This window comes from Roseateles sp. P1_C6, from assembly GCF_056406315.1.
Genome location: NZ_JBFUAK010000012.1, coordinates 92,981 through 112,728 on the forward strand (window position 1 = coordinate 92,981; position 19,748 = coordinate 112,728).

The window sequence follows — 19,748 nt, forward strand, 5'->3', positions numbered from 1 at the left end:
TGGCATCAAGCGGCCAGCAACTCAGCCGCGCCGAACACGGCCCAGCAGCTCCCGCGCCGCCAGCTCCGAACTGAGCGACACCTCCAGCGGCACCCGGCACAGCCCGGCGTGGCCGTACTGCAGGTTCTCGTAGACCTCCGCTGCGGCGGGAAAATGATCCAGCAGCGCCGGCAGCGCCTCGTGACCCTGGTGTTCGTGCAGTTCAGCCGTCAGCTTCTGGACCAGCAGCTGGTACTGGTGCGGGTCCGCCGCACGGCCCTGGCCTTCGAGGGCCTGCAGCAGGTGCGCGAGGCGACCGAGGGACAGCAGTTCGGACGGGACGGTGAGCTTGATGACGGACGGCATGAGGCACCCGGTGGGAACAATGGCTGAACGACAGATGCGTTCTCCGGCTCACATTTCAAGACGCCGGGGTGAGGCATGGCTCACGCCAGCGCCGCACAATCCGCACGCTGGAGGTGCCCGATGAAGTTCCTGCCCGACGAGACCTATGCGCTGCTCGACAGCCACGGCGCGATACGCCAGGAGCCCGGTGGCCGCGCGTTCTGGTCGCAACCGCAAGCCGCGCTGGACGCGCTGGGCCACGACTGGCTGGTGTCCGAGTTCAGCTGCGACGGCGACTGGGGCAACTGGGAGATGCACCCCCACGGCGACGAGTTCGTCTACCTGCTGGCAGGCGACATCGAATTCCAGCTGGAGACCGTCGAAGGCGTCGTCGCGCAGCGCATCACCGGCCACGGTGCCGTGGTGGTGCCGCGCGGCGTGTGGCACACGGCCAAGGTGTTCAGCCCCAGCCGGATGTTCTTCGTCACGATGGGCGCCGGCACCGAGCATCGGCCGGTCTGAAGCCAGGGAGGATCTGCCATGCCCCGCGACATCGTCTACACGCCCAAGGCCGCCAAGCCACCACCGACGTACAGCCAGGCCGTGAAGGCGGCCGGCCTGGTCTTCGTGTCGGGCACCGCGCCGACCGACCCCGAGACCGGCCAGTTCGTCGGGACCACGGTGCAGGCGCAGACGCGCCAGTGCCTGACCAATATCGCCGCCATCCTCGAGGCAGCCGGCAGTTCGATGGACAAGATCGTCAGCGTGACTATCGTGCTCGCCGACGAGGACGACTTTGCCGGCATGAACGAGGAGTACCTGCGCTGGTTCCCGACCGACCCGCCGGCCCGCCAGGGCGCGAAGCTGCCGGCGCGCGTGCCGGGACTGAAGGTGTCGATCGCAGCGATTGCCGAGGCCTGACATGGCAACAAGGCGAACCGCCACGGTCCTGGCCTGCGCCATGCTCCTCTGCGGCCTAGCCCGCGCGCAGAACGTGGCCCAGGTGCTGGACCTGGGCAACATCTACACGCCGTCGGTCTACGAGACCGCAGCCTATGTCTGTCCGCAGCGCTTCCCTGAGCTGGCCCGCCCCTGGGCCGACGCCCTGGAGGCGTGGAAGAAGCGCCACGCAGCCGCGCTGGCCGAGATGCGCGAGCTGGACGCACAGCTCATCGCCGCGCTGCAAGCCGCGCCCAAAGCCGGCAGCGGCGCGCTGACGCTGGAGCAGATGTACGCGCTGCGCATGCAGGGCGCTGCCCTGGTGCTGGGCGGGCTGGCCGCCGCCCCGGACGACAAGGCGCGCGGCCTGTGCGCCCAGCTGAGCGGCTTCATCGCCGATGACGTGCGCACGCAGCAGGTCTTCAACCGCGGCCGCGCCGCCGCAAAAGCCGCGCTGGACGCGCTGCATCAAGGGGCGCGCTAGGGCTTGAAAGCCCGCCGCGCATCGCCACATCCCCTCACTGTCCCAGCTGCTCAGCCTGCCTCGATGAAATCCCTCGGCAAACGCGCCACCGGCCTCCGCCTCGAACGCATGCGGGCCTCGCCGCTGTACCGCGTGACCGACAAGGGCGAGGGCTTTCACAACGTCCACCCCATCCAGCCCGGCCTGCGCGACAGCACCGAGCGGCCGTCGCTGGGCGACTTCCTGTGCGCCGAGGGCCGCCGCACGCCGACCGGGCCACTGCCGGCCGTCAATCCGCTGGACGCCTGGCTCAAGCCCAGCGACACCGGTCTGCGCGCGACCTGGCTGGGCCACTCCACGGTGCTCATCGAGATCGACGGTCTGCGCGTGCTGACCGACCCGGTCTGGGGCAAGCGGGCGTCGCCGTCGCAGCTGGCCGGCCCGAAGCGATTCCAGCCCGTGCCGCTGGCGCTGAAGGCGCTGCCCAAGCTGGACGCCGTCGTCATCTCGCACGACCACTACGACCACCTGGACATGGGCACGGTCAAGGAGCTCGTGAAGCTGCAGAACGTGCCCTTCATCACGTCGCTGGGCGTCGGCGCCCACCTGCAGGCCTGGGGCATCCCGGCCGAGCGCATCGTCGAGCTGGACTGGTGGGAGCACTGGCAGGCGCCGCATGCCGAACTGCGCATCCACGCGGCGCCGTCACAGCATTTCTCGGGTCGATCCCTGTCCGACCGCAACGCGACGCTGTGGTCGTCCATCGTCATCGAGTCGCCGAAGCACCGCGTGTTCTTCAGCGGCGACACGGGGCTGACCAGCGAATACGCCACCATCCGCGAGCGGCTGGGGCCGTTCGATCTCGTCATGCTGGAAGTGGGCGCCTTCCACCCCTCCTGGGGCGATATCCACCTCGGGCCGGAGAACGCGTTGAAAGCGCTGCAGCTGCTGGGCGGCGGCGCTTTCCTGCCGGTGCACTGGGGCACGTTCTCGCTGGCACTGCACGACTGGGACCAGCCTGCGGAAACGCTGCTGGCGCTGGGGCCGAAGCAGGGCGCGCAACTGCTGATGCCGCGGCTGGGCGACGCGGTGGAGCCGGCCAAGGGTGAACCGGCGACACCGTGGTGGCGTCAGGCCGACGCGCCGACCCGCAAACGCGCCCCGCCTGCGGCGCCTGAAGATCCCGGCAAGATGCCCAAGGCCATGCCCTGGCCGCTGGACTGACGCGTCAGTTGGCCGCGCCGGACGCCGGCTCGCTGCTGCCCTCGACCTTGTCCGTCGCCTTGCGCACCGCGCCGCTGGTGGCGTCGGCGCCGCGCTTCACGCCGCTGGCCGCGGCATCCACGCCCCGCGCGACACCGCGGGCCGCCGCGCTGGCACCCTTCTCCACGCCGCGCGCCGTGGCCTTGGCGCCGCGCTCGACGCCACTCGCCGCCGCATTCACGCCGCGGGCGACGCCGCTGGCCGCAGCCTGGGCGCCGCGCGCCACGGCACTTTCAATCTTTTGCAACGTGGAGGGGGCTTCATCCGCCGCAAACGCCGACGCGCCGATTAGCAGGCCGCAGAGCAAAAGGGACTTGCGCTTCACGAGGCTTCCTTTCCGCGAAGTTTGAAAAGCCATTCTCCGCGAGACTGAGTCCGCCGATCAGCAGCACTGCAGGATGAGCCAGGCATTCGAGAAATCGCCCCTGCGCGCGGCCTCGTCCTGGATCCAGAAATAGATCATCCCGACGTCTCCCCACATGACGCTGAGGTCGTCATCGGAATCGAATTGCAGGAGCAGTCGCCAGTCCTTCGCCCCCCCTGCTCAACTCAGCAGCTTGCGAGTCTTCGTAGCCGGATGAATTGCCGCAGTACAAACCATGTGTCACCAGCTGACATTCCAGATCCATGTCGCTGCCTTGAACAGGCGATGGATAGCCGCCGACCTGATGCTTGGGCAGCCCTTGAAACTCAGCCTGCTCCACGTCGGATAGCGCATGCAACTCTTCGTCCGTCAGCTGTAGCGCGCCGATCGCGTCTCGATCGACTGGCGGGCTTGTCCAGGCGTTGCGAAATGAGCACCACCGGTGAGGAATGGCTACCGTCTTGCCCTCATCGTCACGGTCCTGCACGACGGGTGGTTCGTCCAGGTCGGTGACGTGCATGACGACGGCACCACCGCGATCCTTTGGGTCATACCCCCAAGGCTGCTCATCCAGGTCATAGAAGAAAAGCAGTGCGCCCGTGGTCGGCAGCCAGTCGATGGCCTGCACCTGCTGCAGGTCCGCAAGCGACAAACGCGCCAGGAATCCCAGGCGCCTGCCCTTGCGCTGCGGCCACGCCAGCTCGGGCGGCAGATTGGGCACGCCGCCGAAATGCGACCGCGAGCGGTCCTGGCTCAACGTCAGGTGCACGGCCGGTAGACGCAGCGGCTCGATCAAGGCGGCGACGTCCCGCATGGGCGCGAGCATTCGCGGCGGCTTCTTGCTCAGCAGACGTTCAAAGAAGTTAGCCATCAAGCGTCCTCACCTGCAAGCAATTCGCCACCCCAATCCGCCGGGTCCACGTCGGCCACGGTCTGCGTGAACACCCAGGCGTGGCCGGCCAGGTCCCTGGCACCGTACTGGCGCTCGCCATAGGGGTAGGTCGTCGGCGTACCCGACACCTCGACACCCGCTGCCAGCGCGCGGGCATGGTGGGCGTCGACGTCGGCCACGCGGACCATGACGGAGTGCGAGGCGCAACTCTGCGGCGTCACCTCACCCTGCTTGACAACCAGCGCGCCGCCGCCCGGCACGCCCATCTGCACGCGGTGGTCGCCGATGCGCAGCCGCACCGCGAAGCCGAACGCGCGGCTCAGCCAGGTGGCGGCAGCGTTGACGTCCGGGTAGGCCAGCTCGGGCAGGACCACGGCGGCGGGGATGGAGCGGTTGGCTTGCATGGCCAGCGAGTCTGCCGCCGGCCGGCCCTTTGTCAACGGCTGACGATGGGGAAGGTACCCGTGGCCTTGTCCATGAGGCTCAGGAAGCGGCCCAAGTCGATCTTGCTGCCGCTGACCTTGACGTCATCAGACATCAGCAAGTCCTTCGCCCCTGCCGAGCCGGCCATCATGCGCATGAAGAAGCCATGGGTCAGCGTCAGCGTCGCGTTCGCATCCGCGGCCGGCTCGGCGCGGCGGTGGTGCAGCACGGCGTTCTCTATCCACAGCACGTAGCTCTCCTTGGTGTCCGTCAGCACCAGGTTGATCTTGAAGTCCTTGCCCTCGGCCGCGGGGCCGTTGAGGGCGGCGGCCATGGCTTCGAGGAAGCGCTCGACGGGGGTCTGGGCCAGCATGTCCAGGAAGGCCGCACGGTTGACGCCCTGCTTGGGCGGGCCGCCGCGCAGCTCGGCCGCGGCGGTCAGGTAGCTGTTGCGCCAGGTGGAGGCCTCGGCCGCATAGCCCAGCTGGTCGTAGCTGCGCGCCAGCAGCTCGCGCGCGGCCTTGTGGCCGGCGTCGGCAAAGACGACGTGGTTCAGCAGCTCGGCGGCCCAGCGGTAGTCGCCCTGGTCGAAGGCCGTCTGCGCGGCGGCGACGGCCTTGTCAGCGCCGCCGGCCAGCGCCACGTAGCGCCTGGCCATCTCCACCGGTGGCAGCGGGTCCAGGTGGGCCGGGTTGCCGTCGTAGGCGCCCAGGTAGAACTGGTAGACGGCCTTGACGTTGTGGCGCAGGTCGCCGTAGTAGCCGCGCGTGCCGAAATGGTTCTGCAGCGACTTGGGCAGGCGGATCTGCTCGGCGATCTCGGCCGGTGTCAGGCCCGCGTTGATGAGGCGCACCGTCTGGTCGTGGGTGTACTTGTAGACGTCGCGATGCCGGGTGATGAAGTCGGCGATGCGGTCATGGCCCCAGATGGGCCAGTTGTGCTGGCCCACGTAGACCTCGGCATCGCCGAGCTGGTCCAGCGCGCCCTGCAGGTAGCCGGCCCAGCGCAGCGCGTCGCGCACCTTGGCGCCGCGCACGGGCAGCAGGTTGTGCATGGTCTGCGCCAGGTTCTCGGCGCCGCCATAAACCTTGAACGCGGGGATGGAGAAGGTCATCTCGGCCGGCGCCTCGGCGCCGGGCACGTTGTGGAAGACGACCCTTACGCCATCCAGCACGCGCTCCTCGGTGGGCTGGGTGATGAGGTCGGTGGGCGCGAGGATGCCGAACGTGCCATAGCCCACCGCCTTGCCCAGGCCCGTGTCCACCAGGCCCTTGGCGGAGCGCTCCAGGTTCTTGCCGAACTGGTAGTGCGAGCGCCGGCCCATCGCCGTGCCGACCATGACGTTCTCGCTGGTGGCCTCTTCCATGAAGCCGGCGGACGCGATGACGGGCACCGTGCGCGCCTGCTCGGCGCTCAACACGCCCAGCGCGCCGCCGAAGTGGTCGATGTGGCTGTGCGAGAACAGCAGCGCCGTGACGGGCTTGTCGCCCAGGTGCTGGCGCGCGAAGGCCAGCGCGGCGGCCGCGGTCTCGCGGCAGGTCAACGCGTCGACGACGATCCAGCCGGTCTTGCCTTCGACCAGCGTCATGTTGCCGATGTCGAAACCGCGCAGCTGGTAGACGCCGTCGACGACCTTGAAGAGGCCGGCCTGCGCGTTGAGCCTGGCGTGTCGCCACAGGCTGGGGTTGACGGTGGGCGGCGCGGCACCGTCGACGAACTTGAAGGCGTCGAAGTCCACCAGCACGCTGCCATCGGCGGCGAGGATCTTGCCCGCGGGGCGGGCGATGAGGCCACGCTTGGCGTCCTCGAAGCCCTGGGCTTCGTCCAGCGGCAGGTCTTTCGCGAACTGCGCGTTGGCCTGCACGGTCGTCGCGCTGGCGTCGCCGGAGGGTGCCGCCGCCTCGCGGCTGCAGCCGGCCAGCGAGAGTGCTGCGGCCAGCAGGGTCATCGTCGTTGTCTTCATCGCGGTCGTCTCCTCGTTGTTGTTCAGTGCCGCGCGTCGGCGCGGATCATGTCGGCCGCCTTCTCGCCGATCATGATCGTGGGGGCGTTGGTGTTGCCGCCGATCAATGTCGGCATGACGGAGGCGTCGACGACGCGCAGGCCGCCCACGCCGTGCACGCGCAGCCGCTCGTCGACGACGGCCATCGGGTCGCGGCCCGAGGGGCCCATGCGGCAGGTGCCCACCGGGTGGTACTGCGTGTCGGCGCGGGCGCGGATGTCGGCGGCCAGGGCTGCCGTGTCGTCGGCACGCACCGGGTAGAGCATGTCGCCGCGGATGCCGGCCAGCGGCTTGGACTCGATCAGGCGCTGCTGCAGCTGCGCGCCCCTGACCAGCAGCCGCAGGTCGCGCTCGTCGCTGAGGAAGCGCGGGTCGATGCGCGGCGCCAGCTGCGGGTCGGGGCCATTCAGCTCGACGGTGCCGCGGCTGTGCGGGCGCAGCACGTCGACATGGCAGGAGATGCCGTGGCCCCAGTGCAGCTTGCGGGCGTGGTCGTCGACGATGCCCAGCACGAAGACCAGTTGCAGGTCGGGCACGGTCACGTCGGCGGCCGAGCGCAGGAAGGCACCGGACTCGGCGATGCTGCTGGTCAGCAGCCCCGTGCGCTGGCGCCGCCATTCGCCCACCGCCCGCGCCAGCCGCGCGCCACCGCGCAGCGACAGCCCGAACGTGGGCGTCGCGTCGCTGCAGCGCCAGGTCTGCACATAGTCGATGTGGTCCTGCAAGTTCTGGCCCACGCCGGGCAGGTCGCGCTGCACGTCCATGCCCATCTGCTGCAGGTGCTGGCCCGGCCCGATGCCGGACAGCATCAGCAGCTGCGGCGAGCCGAAGGCGCCGGCGCTGACGATGACCTCGCGGCGTGCGCGCACCAGGCGGGCCGCGTTGCCCACGCGGTAGTCCACGCCCACCGCGCGGCCGTTGGCCAGGCGCAGCTTCGTCGCCTGTGCCTGGGTGATGACGTGCAGGTTGGGCCGGCCCAGGTTGGGTGTCAGATAGGCCTTGGCCGCGCTGCAGCGCTCGCCGTTGACCTGCGTGACCTGGTAGACGAAGGCGCCGAACTGCTCCGTGCCGTTGTAGTCGCCCACGTGGGGCACGCCCTGCAGCGCCGCGGCCGCCAGGAAGGCCTGGTTGATGGGGCTTGGGCTGCGCGGCAGCGTCACGTTCAGCGGCCCGCCGCGTCCATGCAGCGGGCAGTCGCCGAACTGCTCGTTGTGCTCGGCGCGGCGGAAGTAGGGCAGCACCTCGTCGTAGGACCAGCCGCCATTGCCGAAGCTGGCCCACTGGTCGTAGTCGTGGCGGTGGCCGCGCACGTAGAGCATCGCGTTGATGGAGCTGCTGCCGCCCAGCGTCTTGCCGCGTGGCTGGTAGCCGCGGCGGCCGTTCAGGCCGGGTTGGGGCACGGTCTGGTAGGCGTAGTTGTGGATGCGCGTGGGCACCATGGCGACGACGCCGGCCGGCGCGTGGATGAGCACGCTGCTGTCCGGCCCGCCGGTTTCCAGCAGCGCCACTGTCACGCCGGGGTCTTCGCTGAGCCGCGCGGCCAGCACGCAGCCGGCCGAACCGGCGCCCACGATCACGTAATCGAACTCCATCGGTCTTCGTCTCCTCCAGCCTCTTGCGGGTCTGGGGAGCGGAGGATGAAAGCGGGCTCGCATTACGTCCAACGCATAATTAGTCAGCATTCATTGCGCGGAGCGCATAGTGAACCTGCGCCAGCTGTCCCACTTGATCGCCCTCGCCGACGAGGGCCGCTTCGTCGCCGCGGCGGAGCGCGTGCACCTCAGCCAGGCCGCGTTCAGCCGCAGCATCCAGGCCCTCGAAGCCCATTGGGAGCTGCGCCTGTTCGAGCGCGGGCCGCTGGGCGCGGTGCTGACGCCGGCCGGCCGCACGCTGGTGGAGCGCGCCCGCCGCCTGGTTTTCGACGCCGACTGCCTGGAGCGCGACGCGGCGCTGTTGCGCGGCGGCCTGCTGGGCGACCTGGCCTTTGGCGCCGGCCCGGTGCCGGCGGCCGTGCTGGTGCCGCCGCTGCTGGCAGAGCTGAGGCGCCAGGCGCCTGGCGTCGTCGCGCGCGTGCGCTATGGCAACGTGCCCAGCCTGTTGACGCTGCTGGCCGACGAAGCCATCGAGTTCTTCGTCGCCGACCGGCGCATGCTGACCGACGCGAGCCGCCTGGACATGGCCCCGGTGGCCCAGATCCGCGGCGGCGTGTATGCCCGCGACGGCCACCCGCTGCTGGGCGCCGCGAACGTGACGACGGCGGACCTGACACGCTTCGGGCTCGGCGTCGTGTCCACGTCGCCGCAGCTCTTCGTCTACATCGCGCAGGGCCTGGGCTTCGCCAGCCCGGGCGAGCTGCCGGTGGTGGTCGAGTGCGACGACGTGGCCACGCTGGCGCGGCTGGCGGCCGACGGCGACATGCTGGCGCTGCTGCCGCGCGCCCTGCCCACGGCCCTCGAACTGGGCCTGCAGCCGCTGCGCGGCGTGAAGACCTTCGGCGACCTCTACGTGGATGCCCACGCCGTCTGGCTGCGCGGCCGCACGCTGGCGCCGGCGGCGGAGACGGCAATCCGGTTGTTCAGGTCGGTGGCGGGTTCGGGTCGCTGACGAGGGCCAGCGGCGGTTCGTCGACGCGGATGTCGCCCGTGGATGACCAGCAGGGCAGGCATGACGAGGGGTCAGGGATGCTTGAACAGGATTTCAATTTCAAGTACCGCCTGATCCGCTCGGCAGTCTCGATCGCGCGAATCCACAGGGGCTCCTGCCATCACGACCGGCTCCTGGTAGGTCAGCCCGATATCGCGCAGCCTTTGCAGGATCCCGGCGGCGCGCGCGTTAGATTCGGCCGGCCGCTCCTTTGCGCGCTCCGGCAGGTAGGTTGCGACGAGGACCGTTTCGGCGCTGCCGTAGTGCCGTTCCACGTCGCGCGCCCGGGCGACCAGTCGGCTCAAGGCGGATTGGGTGGACTCGTCGAGGCTCAGCTGCTGTTGTGCGAAACACAGCCAGGCGTTCACGGACACCTTGGCCTGCGCAGCGGTGCTACTGACCGTGATCAGCAATGCAGCCAGAAGGCGACGAACGACCATGGCTCCTCGACGTCAGTTCAACCGGGTCGCCAGCGTAGCCGACGCAGCCTCAGCCAGCCGCCGCCATCCGCTCCGCCAGCCAATCCACGAACACCCGCACCCGCGATGACAACTGGCGGGCATGGGGATAGAGCACATAGACCGGCATGGGTGGCGGCTGCCAGTCGGCAAACACCTCGACCAGTTCACCGCTGGCCAGCTGGTCCTCGAAGTTGTAGCGCGGTGCCTGGATGAAGCCCAGGCCGGCCAGGCAGCAGGCGCCATAGGCCGACGCGCTGCTGACGGTGACGGGGCCGGGCAGCGTCAGGCTGCGCGCCTCGCCGTCGACGATGAAGTCGAACGGCAGCACGCGGCCGCTGCTGCCGATGTAGTTGACAGCTTGGTGGCTGTTGGCGAACTCGTCCAGCGTGCGCGGCAGGCCGCGGCGGGCGATGTAGCCGCGGCTGGCGCAGGTGACCTGGCGCAGCTGCGCGACGCGCCGGCCCACCATGGACGAATCCTTGGGCTCGCCGGAGCGCAGCACGCAGTCCACGCCCTCGCGCACCAGGTCGACAAAGCGGTCGCCCAGGCCGATCTCCAGCTCCACGTCGGGGTAGCGGGCATGGAAGTCGCCAAGAAAGGGCAGCACGAAGCGCTGCGCCTGGTTGCCCTGCATGTCCACGCGCAGCTTGCCACGCGGCTTGAGCTGGCTGCTGCGGAACAAGTCCTCGGCCTCGCCCACGTCCTGCAGGATCTGCTGGCAACGCAGGTAGTAGGCCTGGCCGTCCAGCGTCGGGCTGACGTGGCGCGTCGTGCGGTTCAAGAGGCGCACACCCAGGCGGGCTTCGAGCTGCTGCAGCGCCAGGCTGACCGACGCGCGCGGCAGCTGCAGCTCGTCGGCCGCCTTGGTGAAGCTGGCCAGGTCGACGATGCGCATGAACAGGCGCATCGCGTCGAGTCGGTCCATGCCGCCCGCTCCTATTGTTTAGATGGATTGGATTGTGATGTGTTGATTGGCTGATTTATCAGAATCGTTCAGAACAATACATTGAACTCACAGGGCCGCTCCCCGGTCCTGCCTTCCAACCGCAACCCGATCTGGAGCACCCCGTGAGCCACTCTTCCACCATCACCTCCTCCCCCGTCGCCATCGTCACCGGCGCCTCGCGCGGCATCGGCGCGGCCATCGCGCAGCGCCTGGCGGCCGACGGCCATGCCGTCGTCGTCAACTACGCCGGCAGCGCCCGCGAGGCCCAGCAGGTCGTCGACGCCATCACCGCCGGCGGCGGCCGTGCCATCGCCGTGCAGGCCGACGTGGCCGATGCCGGCGCCGCCAGGCTGTTGTTCGACGCGGCCACCGAGGCCTTTGGCGGCGTGGACGTGCTGGTCAACAACGCCGGCGCCATGGCCAACGAGCTGCCCCACCTGGCCGACACCAGCGACGAGACCTTCGACCGCCTGTTCGACATCAACTTGAAGGGCAGCTTCCTGGCAATGCGCGAGGCTGCGAAGCGCCTGCGCCACGGTGGCCGCATCATCAATTTCTCGACCAGCGTCATCGGCCTGGGCCTGCCCGGCTACGCGGTCTACGCGGCGACCAAGAGCGCCATCGAGACGATGACCCACATCCTCGCCAAGGAGCTGCGCGGCAAGGGCATCACCGTCAACGCGGTGGCACCCGGCCCGACGGCAACCAACCTGTTCCTGAACGGCAAGACGCCCGAGCAGGTCGAGCGCCTGGCCAAGATGGCGCCGCTGGAGCGCCTGGGCCAGCCGGAGGACATCGCCGCGATGGTCAGCGTGCTGGCTGGTCCGCAAGGCGGCTGGGTCAACGGCCAGACGATCCGGGTCAACGGCGGCATCGTCTGAGGAGAACAGCATGAGCAAGAACCAAGTCATCCTCGTCACGGGCGCGTCCAGCGGCATCGGCAAGCTGAGCGCGCAGTCCCTGGCCACCGCCGGCCACACCGTCTACGCCAGCATGCGCGGCGTCACTGCGAAGAACGCGGCCAAGGCCCGCGAACTGCGCGACTGGAGCTTTGCGCGCGGGCTGGACCTGCGCATCGTCGAGCTGGATGTGCTGTCACAGCACAGTGCCGACGCGGCCGTCGCCACCATCGTCGCCGAGCAAGGCCGCCTGGACGTGGTCATGCACAACGCCGGCCACCTGGTCGTCGGGCCCACCGAGGCCTACACGCCCGACGAGATCAGCGCCGTCTTCGACACCAATGTGCTGGGCGCCCAGCGCGTCAACCGCGCGGCGCTGCCGCAGCTGCGCGAGCAGCAACACGGCCTGCTGCTGTGGATAGGCAGCACGACGACGCGCGGCGGCTTCCCGCCCTTCCTCGGTCCTTACGCGGCGGCCAAGGCGGCGATGGATTCGCTGGCCGTGACGATGAGCTTTGAGCTGGCGCGCTTCGGCATCGAGACCAGCATCGTCGTGCCCGGCGCCTTCACCAGCGGCACCGATCACTTCGCCAACGCAGGCCAGCCGAGCGACGGCGATGTCGCCGCCGCTTACGGCCGCTATGTCGGGCTGATGGACCAGATCGGCGCGCGGCTGACCGCGCTGATGCCGCCCGAGGCCGACCCGCAGGCCGTGGCCGACGAGGTCGTGCGCGTGGTCGGCCTGTCGCACGGCGAGCGGCCGTTCCGCTCGGTGGTGGACTTCATGGACGACGGCGCGGCCGCCGTCACCGAGGTGGCCGAGCGCGTGCGCGTGGACTTTGCCGAACGCATCGGCATCGCCGACCTGCTCAGGCCGGTCGTGGCCTGAGCCCCGGCGGCGCCCGTCAGAAACCGAAGTTGGTCGTCAGCGTGCCGCCGGCCGTCAGCGCGAAGGGGCCAGCCGTCTTGACCGTGCCGTTCAGGTCGGCGCTGAAGGTGTAGAGCAGCCCGGCGGTGACGTCAGCCGCGAAGACCAGGCTGGCCGACGACGGCGAATAGGGCGCTACCCAGGGCGGCGCGGCGGGCAGCGTCAGCGTGTAGGCGCCGGTGACCGAGTCCGTCTGCGTCTCGGCGACCGTGATGACGTTGCCGCCGGCCAGCTTCTGCGTCGCCGCGACACCGGCCGTGGCGGCCACGCCGGCGGCCATCACGCTGCCGCTGGCCTGGCCGTCGATGGCGGGCGCCGGCGACAGCGGGGCGGTGCTGGTGCTGATGGCCGTCACCGTGCCGGCCGTGACCGGCACACCGGTGACGACCATGCTGGCACGCGCCGTGGCCTTGATGACCAAGTCGTACTTGCCCGGCGCCACCGGCGTCAGCACGAAACGGCCGCTGGCCTCGGGCGACGTGGCCTTGAGGATGACGCCGCCCTGCTGCAGGCTGACGACGGTGTTGCCGTTGGCGACGCTGGCGTCCACGTAGCCGCTCACGCCCGACAGCAGGTTGGGGATGACGGCGATGACCGGCTTGAGCAGGATCTGCCCCGAGTTGCCGGCCGTGACGATGGACTTGCAGGCATCGAAGTCCAGCACGAAGTCGGCCATCTGGTTGGCCGCGATGTCGATGCTGGCGTTGAGCTTGAGGCCGCTCTGCTGGCCGCTGGGCGTCTTCAGCGCTACCTCGGCGCCGCCGGTGGGCACGACCGAGTTGGCCAGCGGCGTGCTGCCGCCGTTGTCGGCCAGCACCAGGCGCAGCTGCGCGTAGTGGCCGGCCGTCAGCGGCACCTGGCCCAGGCTGGCCAGCACGCCGTTGCGCAACGCCAGCAGGTCGAAGCGCTGCGTGGGGCCCACGTCGATGTCGGTCCAGCCCGCGTCGGTGGCCTTGGCGCTGGCGCTGGCGTTGATGCGCACCTTCTGCACCGTCACGTAGACATGGTCGTAGCCGCAGGCCGGCGCATCGGTGAGGCTGAGGTTCAGCGTCCCCGATGTCGTGGCGGACGGCGTCGTGACCGGCGTGCCAGCATCGCCGCCGCCCCCACCGCAGCCGCCCAACAACAACAGCGCTGCCAACGGCAGCGCCAGGATTTGCTTGCTCTTCATGATCCGCCTCCAGGGAATGACGGGATTGGGATCACGAGTCTTCGCCTGCCCGACGAAGCCAGGCATTACCAAACGCGTCGATTTGTGACGCGCTCAGCGGCGGCGTTTCGCCGCCGTCAGCTCCTGCGCGCTCAACACCCAGTCCGCGTTGCCGGCCACGCGGGCGACGGCCAGGTCGATGAAGGCGCGAACCCGCGCCGGCTGGGCCACGCGGCTGCCGTAGTACAGGTACAGGCCCAGGTGGGCGCAGACATGCTCGGTCAGCAGCGGCACCAGCAGGCCCGCGCGCACCAGCGGCGCGGCCGTCACGCCGACGAGCTGGCCTATGCATTGCCCGGCCACCACGGCATGGGCCTCCAGCTCGACGTCATTGGTCATCACGACCGAGGCCACGTCGCGCGCGACGATCTCGCCGCCGATCGCGAATTCCCAGGGCATGGCCTTGCCGGTGCTGGGGTGGCGGAAACCGCTGCAGCGGTGTTGCGCGAGATCGTCGATGCGCTGCGGCGCGCCGTGGCGGGCGATGTAGCTGGGCGCCGCGCAGACGACGAGTTGCAGCGGCAGCAGGTGGCGCGCGATGACGCCGTCGGCCGGCGGCGTGCCGGCGCGAAAGCCGATGTCGACGCGGTCCTCCACCCAGTTGCCGATGCGGTCGTCGAGCTGCACATCGGGCTCGATGTCGGGATGGCGGGCACAGAAGGTCTCCAGCACGGGCCACAGCACCGGCAGCATGATGGAGCGCGGTGCGGCGATGCGCAGCGGCCCGGCCATCTCGTCGCGGCCCTGGCGCGTGCCGTGCAGGGCGCGCTGCAGCGCCTGCAGCCCGGGCGCGGCGGCGCCCAGAAAACGCTCGCCCTCCTCGGTCAGGCTGAGCTTGCGCGTCGTGCGGTGAAAAAGGCGCACGCCCAGATAGCCCTCCAGCTGCGTCAGCGCCTGGCTGGCCGCCTGCGGCGTGATGCCTTGCGCCACGGCGGCTTGGCGAAGGCTGCCCAGCTCGGCGGCCTTGGTGAAGGTGGCGATCGCGCGCAGTTCGTTGAAGGCCATTATCAAGATTCACTTGCCAATCAATGAAGTGATTCTGGGCTAGTTGGCGATCAATCTCGAACCTAAATTTCGCTCCATCGGCCGACCCACCCTGCAACCACCTCTTCAGCCAAGGACACCCCATGACCACGACCTCCACCCCCCACTTCAAGCGCGTCTGGATGATCACCGGCGCCTCGCGCGGCATCGGTGCACGCATCGCCGCGGCGGCGCTGGCGCACGGCGACGCCGTCGTCGCCACGGCCCGCGACGCGGCCGCCATCGAGCAGCGCTTCGGCGCCCAGCCCGGCCTGCTGGCCGTCGCGCTGGACGTCACCGACGAGGGCCAGGCCGCCCGCGCCGTGGCCGCCGCGCTGGACCGCTTCGGCCGCATCGACGTGCTCGTCAACAACGCCGGCTACGGGCTGCTGGGCGCCGTCGAGGAGGCCAGCGCCGACGAGGTGCGGCGCCTGTACGAGACCAATGTCTTCGGCCTGCTGAACGTGACGCGCGCCGTGCTGCCGCAGATGCGCGAGCGCCGCCGCGGCCATGTCATCAACATCTCGTCGCTGGGTGGCGTCCAGTCGGCCGCCGGCTTCGGCGTCTACTGCTCCACCAAGTTCGCCGTCGAGGGCTTGACCGAGGCGCTGCACGCCGAACTGGCGCCGCTCGGTATCCACGCCACCGTCGTCGAGCCCGGCTACTTCCGCACCGAGTTCCTGGAGGGCCAGTCGCTGGTCACATCGCCGCGCCAGCTGGACGACTACGCGGCCAGCGCCGGTGCGGTGCGTGAACGCGCGAAGCAGATCAGCCTGAACCAGCCCGGCGACCCCGAGCGCCTGGCGCTGGCGCTGCTGACGCTGGTGGACGCCGACGTGCCGCCGCTGCGCCTGCCGCTGGGCACGGACACGCTGCAGGTGATCGCCGACAAGCACGCCTTTGTGGCGCGCGAGACGGCGCAATGGCGCGGCGTGGCAGCGTCGACGGACTTCCCGAAGGCGCTGGCGGCCTGAGTCAGCGCTGCACGTCGTAGGCCAGCATCTGGATGCCACTGGCCAGGCTGTGCGCCGACACCAGCGCCAGCCGGTGCTGCGTTCCCGGCGGCAGCAGCGGGATGCCGCGCGTCAGCAGCACCGGCATGACGGCCGTCTCGACGCGGTCCACCAGGCCGGCCGCGAACAGCGCGCCGGCCAGCTCGCTGCCGCCAAACAGCCAGATGTCGCGGCCTCCGGGTTCGGCCTTCAGCGCCGCCACGGCGGCGACGATGTCGTCACGCACCAGCGTCACGCCGTCGCCCTGGCCCGCCCCCAGCGTGCGCGACGCGACGATGACGCGCCGGCCGCGCAGCGGGTTGGCGCTGCCCTGCGCCTGCATGACGGCCCAGGTCTTGCGACCCATCACGAAGGTGTCGAACTGGGCGTACAGCGCGTCGAAGTCGATGCTCTTGTCGTCCACGATCCAGTCGTAGCCGCCGTGCGGGTCGGCAATGAAGCCGTCCAGGCTGCAGGCAACGTTGTAACGAAGCCGGCGCATGGCTCAGGCCGCCGCGCGGCGCTTGCCGCTGTCGTGCACGACCTCGCCGTCGGACTTCGTGAACGGCGGCAGCTGGCCCACCGGCAGCAGCGCCAGCACCGCCTCGGGGGGCCGGCACAGCGCGGTGCCCAGCGGCGTGACGACGATGGGGCGGTTCAGCAGCACGGGATGCTGCGCGATGGCGTCCAGCAGCGCGTCGTCGCCCAGGGCCGGGTCGGCCAGGCCCAGCGCGGCAAAGGCGGGTTCCTTGTCGCGCAGCAGCGCGCGCAGCGGCTCGCCGGTGGCGGTGGCCAACGCACGGATCTCGTCGCGTCTGGGTGGTGCCTGCAGGTACTCGACGATGCGCGGCTCGAAGCCGGCATGGCGAATCAGCGCCAGCACATTGCGCGAGGTGCCGCAGGCCGGGTTGTGGAAGATCGTGATGATGGTCATGTCGAGAGGCGTCCTCATCCCCAGATTTCGTGGAGGCTGGCGTGGAAGACGTCGTCCAATCGCGGCAGAACCTCTCCGCGCGACGAGGCCCGCGGATTCGCCTGTTCGAGGCGTTCCAGTTCCGATTCGATGAACTCGTTGATGCGACGCACCGGCGACGCCAGACCCAGTTCAGGCGACACGCGCTTGCGTGCCAGCAGCTCGTGAACATCGGCCAGTAGCGCGGGCTGGTCATCGACCAAGTGCAACAGCTTGGCGAATTCGATGGGTGCCGCGCTGCCATAACGCTCCAGCCATCGCACCGACAGCAGCGGCCGCAGCACGTAGAAGTATTTCTTCAATGGCACTTCATTGCCGCGCAGGTAGCCTCGGTAGTTGGTCTTGGCCATGCTGCGGTAGTGGTGCACGCCGCTGGCACAGGCATACACCGTCGGCATCAGTGCCCGCACGAGGGCCGCAAAGCGGCCGTTCTCGGCGTACACGATCGGCGATTGGACCCACTCGATGAACGCGGGGTTGGATTTCCAGAACAGCCGCAAAGCCTTGCGCACGTCCCAGCCGTTGAGATCGATCTCATCCACGATCGCATACTCAATGACATCGCGCTTCTCCTCCAGGCCGACCGACAGGTACCAGTCGGGTCGGTGGATGTAGATGAAACGTGCGTCGTAGTCGCTATTGGGCGACTCGAAACCCCAGGCCCGACTCCCGGACTCCACGGCCAGCAGCACCTTGACGTCGTGCTCAGCCTCTGCCTGCTGGATGCGCTGAAGGATTTCTGATCTGACAGGGTCTGGAATCATCTCGATGCGGGGTGAACGCGACCCTGACCATTCTCTCAACGTGCCCGAGCAGCTCCTCGCCCCGTGCCCCGTCGTGGAAGGCCGCCGGGCGCGGCCAGCGATTCTGTTGGCGCGCAAGGGCAATTGCTGTCAGCAGAAAGGCCGCCTGTACTCAGCCGTACACTGCAAGGCCCGTCGCGTGTCTGCTCACTGACGCGACGTCGGTGGATGGACACCGTGCGCAGCGACTGCGCACCCTCGGGCCCGCTGGCTCCCTGCCGGCCGGCTCCGGTCGTCAACCCCCTCCAAGCGGCGAGCGTCATCTGCGCCCTGTCGAACTGCCCGTCGATGGGGTCCGTCCCACGGTGTCACGACTCGTCTGCCCCATGCGGGAGTTCTCCGCGTCCGCGACGGGTCATGCCCAGGAACTGCTGACCTGGAAACCCTGATGAAGACCATTGCCCCGCTCCCCGCCGACACGCGACGCGACATGTTGCGCGACGAACTTCTGGCCACGGTGGACCTGCTCAAGCGCCGGCGCGCCGCCGAGATCACCGAAGGCCACATCGAGGGCTATGTGGCCCTGCACTGGATGGAATGGCATGGCGGCTCGCTGCGCCTGACGACCACCGGCGAGAACGTCTGCAAGCACCTGACGTCGTCGCTGAGCCGCGCGGCCGGGCGAGCTGCGCCCTGACGGCGCCGCCTCCCCGACGCGGCATGACCTCAACCCGACATGCCGCCATGCCGCTGATCGACCCGCTGCTGCTGGCGACCGTGCGCATCGCCACCTTCGACGGCCCGCGCGGGCTGACGAGCGCCAGCGGCTTCTTCTTCCGCCGCGACGAGCGGCTCTACCTGGTCAGCAGCCGCCATGTCTTCATCGACGAGGACAGCGGCCACCACCCCGACCGCATCGAGCTGGAGCTGCATGGCGACGCCGAGAACCTGGCCGACGCGATCGGCTGGTCGGTGCTGCTGTTCAGCGACGGCCTGGCCACCTGGCGCCAGGGCCAGGACGACAGCGGCGGCATCGATGTGGCGCTGCTGGAGATCGACCAGACCGCGCTGCCGCCCAGCGTGGCGCTCGCCGCCTTCACGCCCGAGAACCTGCCCGGCGCCGACGACGACGTGGCCATCGGCGAGCCGGTGCTGATCCCCGGCTTCCCGCTCGGCTTTCACGACGGGCTGCACCACTTCCCCGTCGTCCGCCAGGGCGTGGTGGCCTCGCCCTATGGCTGGCGCTTCCAGGGCATGGGCTGGTTCCTGACCGACGCGCGCACTCACCGCGGCATCAGCGGCGCCCCCGTCGTCGTGCGCGCGCCGGGCCGTGCACCACTGCCCTGGCTGCTGCTGGGCGTGCACTCCTCGCGGCTGGACATGGGCAACCGCGACCTGGCGGCCGACGAGTCGCTGGGGCTGAATGCGTCCTGGTATCCCGACATCCTGATGACCTTGACCGAGCCGGCCCCGCCCGCGCCAGCCGAGGTGCAGGACGAGGAGCCCTGAGTTCCCCCGGTCGGACACGCCGCCATGCACACGCCGCCAGACGATGACAGCCCGGACCAGCGCCGGCTCATCGCGCTGCGGCGCGAGATCGCCGCGGCCGAGGCGACGCTGCTGGCGCTGCAGGCCGCCATCCACGACGCCCGCAGCGAGCAAGGCCTCGTCGCTGCGCAGGATGCCCGCGTGGAGAACGCGCGCCTGACGGCGCAGAACCTGCTCGCCACGCAAGCCGCCGAAAGCGCGCACGCGGCGCTGCAGGTCGCCGTGCACGCCGCGCAGACCGACCCGTTGACGGGGCTGCGCAACCGCGACGTGCTGTGGGACCGGCTGGCCCACGACCTGGCGCTGGCACGGCGCAACAACCACCTGCTGACCATCTATTTCCTGGACGTCAACGACTTCAAGCGGGTCAACGACGAGTTCGGCCACGCGGTGGGCGACCTGGTGCTGCAGCATGTGGCGCGCGTGCTGCTGGCCACGGTGCGCGCCAGCGACACGGTGTGCCGCATCGGCGGCGACGAGTTCGTCGTGCTGGTGGCCACCCACCGCCGCGAGGACGCCGAGCAGGTGGCCGCCAAGATCGCGCAGGCCCTGGCCGCGCCCTGCGTGCTGGCGGGCCACGCGATGACGGTGTCGGCCAGCATAGGCTTCAGCCTGTTTCCCGATGACGGCGAGTCGCCCGGCGTGCTGGTGCACAAGGCCGACGAGGCGATGTACCGCCTGAAGCGGGCGCATGCGCGCCAGCGCTAGCCCG

Annotated in this window: 25 protein-coding genes; 11 read left to right on the forward strand and 14 right to left on the reverse strand. The window is 69.8% G+C overall.

Annotation, left to right across the window (positions count from 1 at the left end; genetic code table 11):
• Positions 1-21: 21 nt before the first annotated feature.
• Positions 22-345, reverse strand: coding sequence for a hypothetical protein (locus tag AC1D29_RS24595; protein WP_477902435.1), 324 nt, complete (start codon positions 343-345; stop codon positions 22-24).
• A 120-nt stretch (positions 346-465) separates the two neighbouring features.
• Between AC1D29_RS24595 and AC1D29_RS24600 the strand changes: the two genes are divergently transcribed.
• The 4 genes from AC1D29_RS24600 (at position 466) to AC1D29_RS24615 (ending at position 2,950) form a co-directional block, all read left to right on the forward strand.
• Positions 466-846 (forward strand): cupin domain-containing protein, encoded by a 381-nt coding sequence (locus AC1D29_RS24600; RefSeq protein WP_477902437.1) that lies wholly within the window; start codon positions 466-468, stop codon positions 844-846.
• A gap of 18 nt (positions 847-864) precedes the next feature.
• A complete protein-coding gene (locus AC1D29_RS24605) occupies positions 865-1,245 on the forward strand; it encodes a RidA family protein (RefSeq protein WP_477902439.1) in 381 nt (126 codons plus the stop codon).
• 1 nt (position 1,246) lies between these two features.
• Complete coding sequence (locus AC1D29_RS24610; protein WP_477902441.1) at positions 1,247-1,747, forward strand: hypothetical protein; 501 nt, start codon at positions 1,247-1,249, stop codon at positions 1,745-1,747.
• A gap of 63 nt (positions 1,748-1,810) precedes the next feature.
• Positions 1,811-2,950 carry an MBL fold metallo-hydrolase gene (locus AC1D29_RS24615; RefSeq protein ID WP_477902443.1) on the forward strand — a complete coding sequence of 380 codons (1,140 nt, stop codon included), beginning with the start codon at positions 1,811-1,813 and terminating at the stop codon, positions 2,948-2,950.
• A gap of 4 nt (positions 2,951-2,954) precedes the next feature.
• Here AC1D29_RS24615 and AC1D29_RS24620 read toward each other — a convergent pair whose 3' ends face one another.
• The 6 genes from AC1D29_RS24620 to AC1D29_RS24645 form a co-directional block, all read right to left on the reverse strand.
• Positions 2,955-3,236, reverse strand: a complete 282-nt coding sequence (locus AC1D29_RS24620) for a hypothetical protein (protein WP_477902445.1) — start codon at positions 3,234-3,236, stop codon at positions 2,955-2,957.
• 135 nt (positions 3,237-3,371) lie between these two features.
• Positions 3,372-3,470 (reverse strand): DUF1963 domain-containing protein, encoded by a 99-nt coding sequence (locus AC1D29_RS24625; RefSeq protein WP_477902447.1) that lies wholly within the window; start codon positions 3,468-3,470, stop codon positions 3,372-3,374.
• Between the two features lie 13 nt (positions 3,471-3,483).
• Positions 3,484-4,224, reverse strand: a complete 741-nt coding sequence (locus AC1D29_RS24630; protein ID WP_477902449.1) for a DUF1963 domain-containing protein — start codon at positions 4,222-4,224, stop codon at positions 3,484-3,486.
• Positions 4,224-4,649, reverse strand: a complete 426-nt coding sequence (locus tag AC1D29_RS24635; RefSeq protein WP_477902451.1) for a VOC family protein — start codon at positions 4,647-4,649, stop codon at positions 4,224-4,226. The genes AC1D29_RS24630 and AC1D29_RS24635 overlap by 1 nt, the downstream gene beginning before the upstream one ends.
• Positions 4,650-4,681: 32 nt before the next feature.
• Complete coding sequence (locus AC1D29_RS24640; protein ID WP_477902453.1) at positions 4,682-6,631, reverse strand: alkyl/aryl-sulfatase; 1,950 nt, start codon at positions 6,629-6,631, stop codon at positions 4,682-4,684.
• A gap of 23 nt (positions 6,632-6,654) precedes the next feature.
• Positions 6,655-8,262 (reverse strand): GMC family oxidoreductase, encoded by a 1,608-nt coding sequence (locus tag AC1D29_RS24645; protein ID WP_477902455.1) that lies wholly within the window; start codon positions 8,260-8,262, stop codon positions 6,655-6,657.
• A gap of 109 nt (positions 8,263-8,371) precedes the next feature.
• Here AC1D29_RS24645 and AC1D29_RS24650 point away from each other — a divergent pair, with 109 nt between their 5' ends.
• Positions 8,372-9,274 carry a LysR family transcriptional regulator gene (locus AC1D29_RS24650; RefSeq protein ID WP_477902457.1) on the forward strand — a complete coding sequence of 301 codons (903 nt, stop codon included), beginning with the start codon at positions 8,372-8,374 and terminating at the stop codon, positions 9,272-9,274.
• Between the two features lie 71 nt (positions 9,275-9,345).
• Here AC1D29_RS24650 and AC1D29_RS24655 read toward each other — a convergent pair whose 3' ends face one another.
• The gene (locus AC1D29_RS24655; RefSeq protein ID WP_477902459.1) at positions 9,346-9,753 is read right to left on the reverse strand and encodes a hypothetical protein; all 408 of its coding nucleotides are present in this window, start codon (positions 9,751-9,753) and stop codon (positions 9,346-9,348) included.
• A 49-nt stretch (positions 9,754-9,802) separates the two neighbouring features.
• Positions 9,803-10,699: a LysR family transcriptional regulator gene (locus AC1D29_RS24660; RefSeq protein WP_477902461.1), complete on the reverse strand. Its 897-nt coding sequence runs from the start codon at positions 10,697-10,699 to the stop codon at positions 9,803-9,805.
• A 143-nt stretch (positions 10,700-10,842) separates the two neighbouring features.
• Between AC1D29_RS24660 and AC1D29_RS24665 the strand changes: the two genes are divergently transcribed.
• Entirely contained in the window at positions 10,843-11,601 is a 759-nt protein-coding gene (locus AC1D29_RS24665; protein WP_477902463.1) for an SDR family oxidoreductase, read from the forward strand.
• Between the two features lie 10 nt (positions 11,602-11,611).
• Positions 11,612-12,508 (forward strand): SDR family oxidoreductase, encoded by an 897-nt coding sequence (locus AC1D29_RS24670; RefSeq protein WP_477902465.1) that lies wholly within the window; start codon positions 11,612-11,614, stop codon positions 12,506-12,508.
• 16 nt (positions 12,509-12,524) lie between these two features.
• Here the strand turns inward: AC1D29_RS24670 and AC1D29_RS24675 are convergent, their stop codons facing one another.
• Together AC1D29_RS24675 and AC1D29_RS24680 are read right to left on the reverse strand one after the other, a co-directional pair.
• On the reverse strand, positions 12,525-13,718 hold the full coding sequence (locus AC1D29_RS24675) for a DUF4382 domain-containing protein (RefSeq protein WP_477902467.1): 1,194 nt from the start codon (positions 13,716-13,718) through the stop codon (positions 12,525-12,527).
• Positions 13,719-13,811: 93 nt separating this feature from the next.
• Positions 13,812-14,762 (reverse strand): LysR family transcriptional regulator, encoded by a 951-nt coding sequence (locus AC1D29_RS24680; protein WP_477902469.1) that lies wholly within the window; start codon positions 14,760-14,762, stop codon positions 13,812-13,814.
• Between the two features lie 122 nt (positions 14,763-14,884).
• Here AC1D29_RS24680 and AC1D29_RS24685 point away from each other — a divergent pair, with 122 nt between their 5' ends.
• The gene (locus AC1D29_RS24685) at positions 14,885-15,754 is read left to right on the forward strand and encodes an oxidoreductase (protein WP_477902471.1); all 870 of its coding nucleotides are present in this window, start codon (positions 14,885-14,887) and stop codon (positions 15,752-15,754) included.
• Between the two features lies 1 nt (position 15,755).
• Here AC1D29_RS24685 and AC1D29_RS24690 read toward each other — a convergent pair whose 3' ends face one another.
• The 3 genes from AC1D29_RS24690 to AC1D29_RS24700 are packed head-to-tail and all read right to left on the reverse strand — an operon-like array spanning position 15,756 to position 17,509.
• Positions 15,756-16,274 (reverse strand): dihydrofolate reductase family protein, encoded by a 519-nt coding sequence (locus tag AC1D29_RS24690; RefSeq protein ID WP_477902473.1) that lies wholly within the window; start codon positions 16,272-16,274, stop codon positions 15,756-15,758.
• Between the two features lie 3 nt (positions 16,275-16,277).
• Positions 16,278-16,706, reverse strand: coding sequence for an arsenate reductase (glutaredoxin) (gene arsC / locus AC1D29_RS24695; protein ID WP_477902895.1), 429 nt, complete (start codon positions 16,704-16,706; stop codon positions 16,278-16,280).
• Between the two features lie 14 nt (positions 16,707-16,720).
• Entirely contained in the window at positions 16,721-17,509 is a 789-nt protein-coding gene (locus tag AC1D29_RS24700) for a nucleotidyltransferase domain-containing protein (protein WP_477902475.1), read from the reverse strand.
• A gap of 427 nt (positions 17,510-17,936) precedes the next feature.
• Between AC1D29_RS24700 and AC1D29_RS24705 the strand changes: the two genes are divergently transcribed.
• The 3 genes from AC1D29_RS24705 to AC1D29_RS24715 are packed head-to-tail and all read left to right on the forward strand — an operon-like array spanning position 17,937 to position 19,744.
• Positions 17,937-18,185: a hypothetical protein gene (locus AC1D29_RS24705; RefSeq protein ID WP_477902477.1), complete on the forward strand. Its 249-nt coding sequence runs from the start codon at positions 17,937-17,939 to the stop codon at positions 18,183-18,185.
• A gap of 23 nt (positions 18,186-18,208) precedes the next feature.
• Complete coding sequence (locus AC1D29_RS24710; protein WP_477902479.1) at positions 18,209-18,997, forward strand: S1 family peptidase; 789 nt, start codon at positions 18,209-18,211, stop codon at positions 18,995-18,997.
• Positions 18,998-19,021: 24 nt separating this feature from the next.
• A complete protein-coding gene (locus tag AC1D29_RS24715; protein ID WP_477902481.1) occupies positions 19,022-19,744 on the forward strand; it encodes a GGDEF domain-containing protein in 723 nt (240 codons plus the stop codon).
• Positions 19,745-19,748 lie beyond the last annotated feature (4 nt).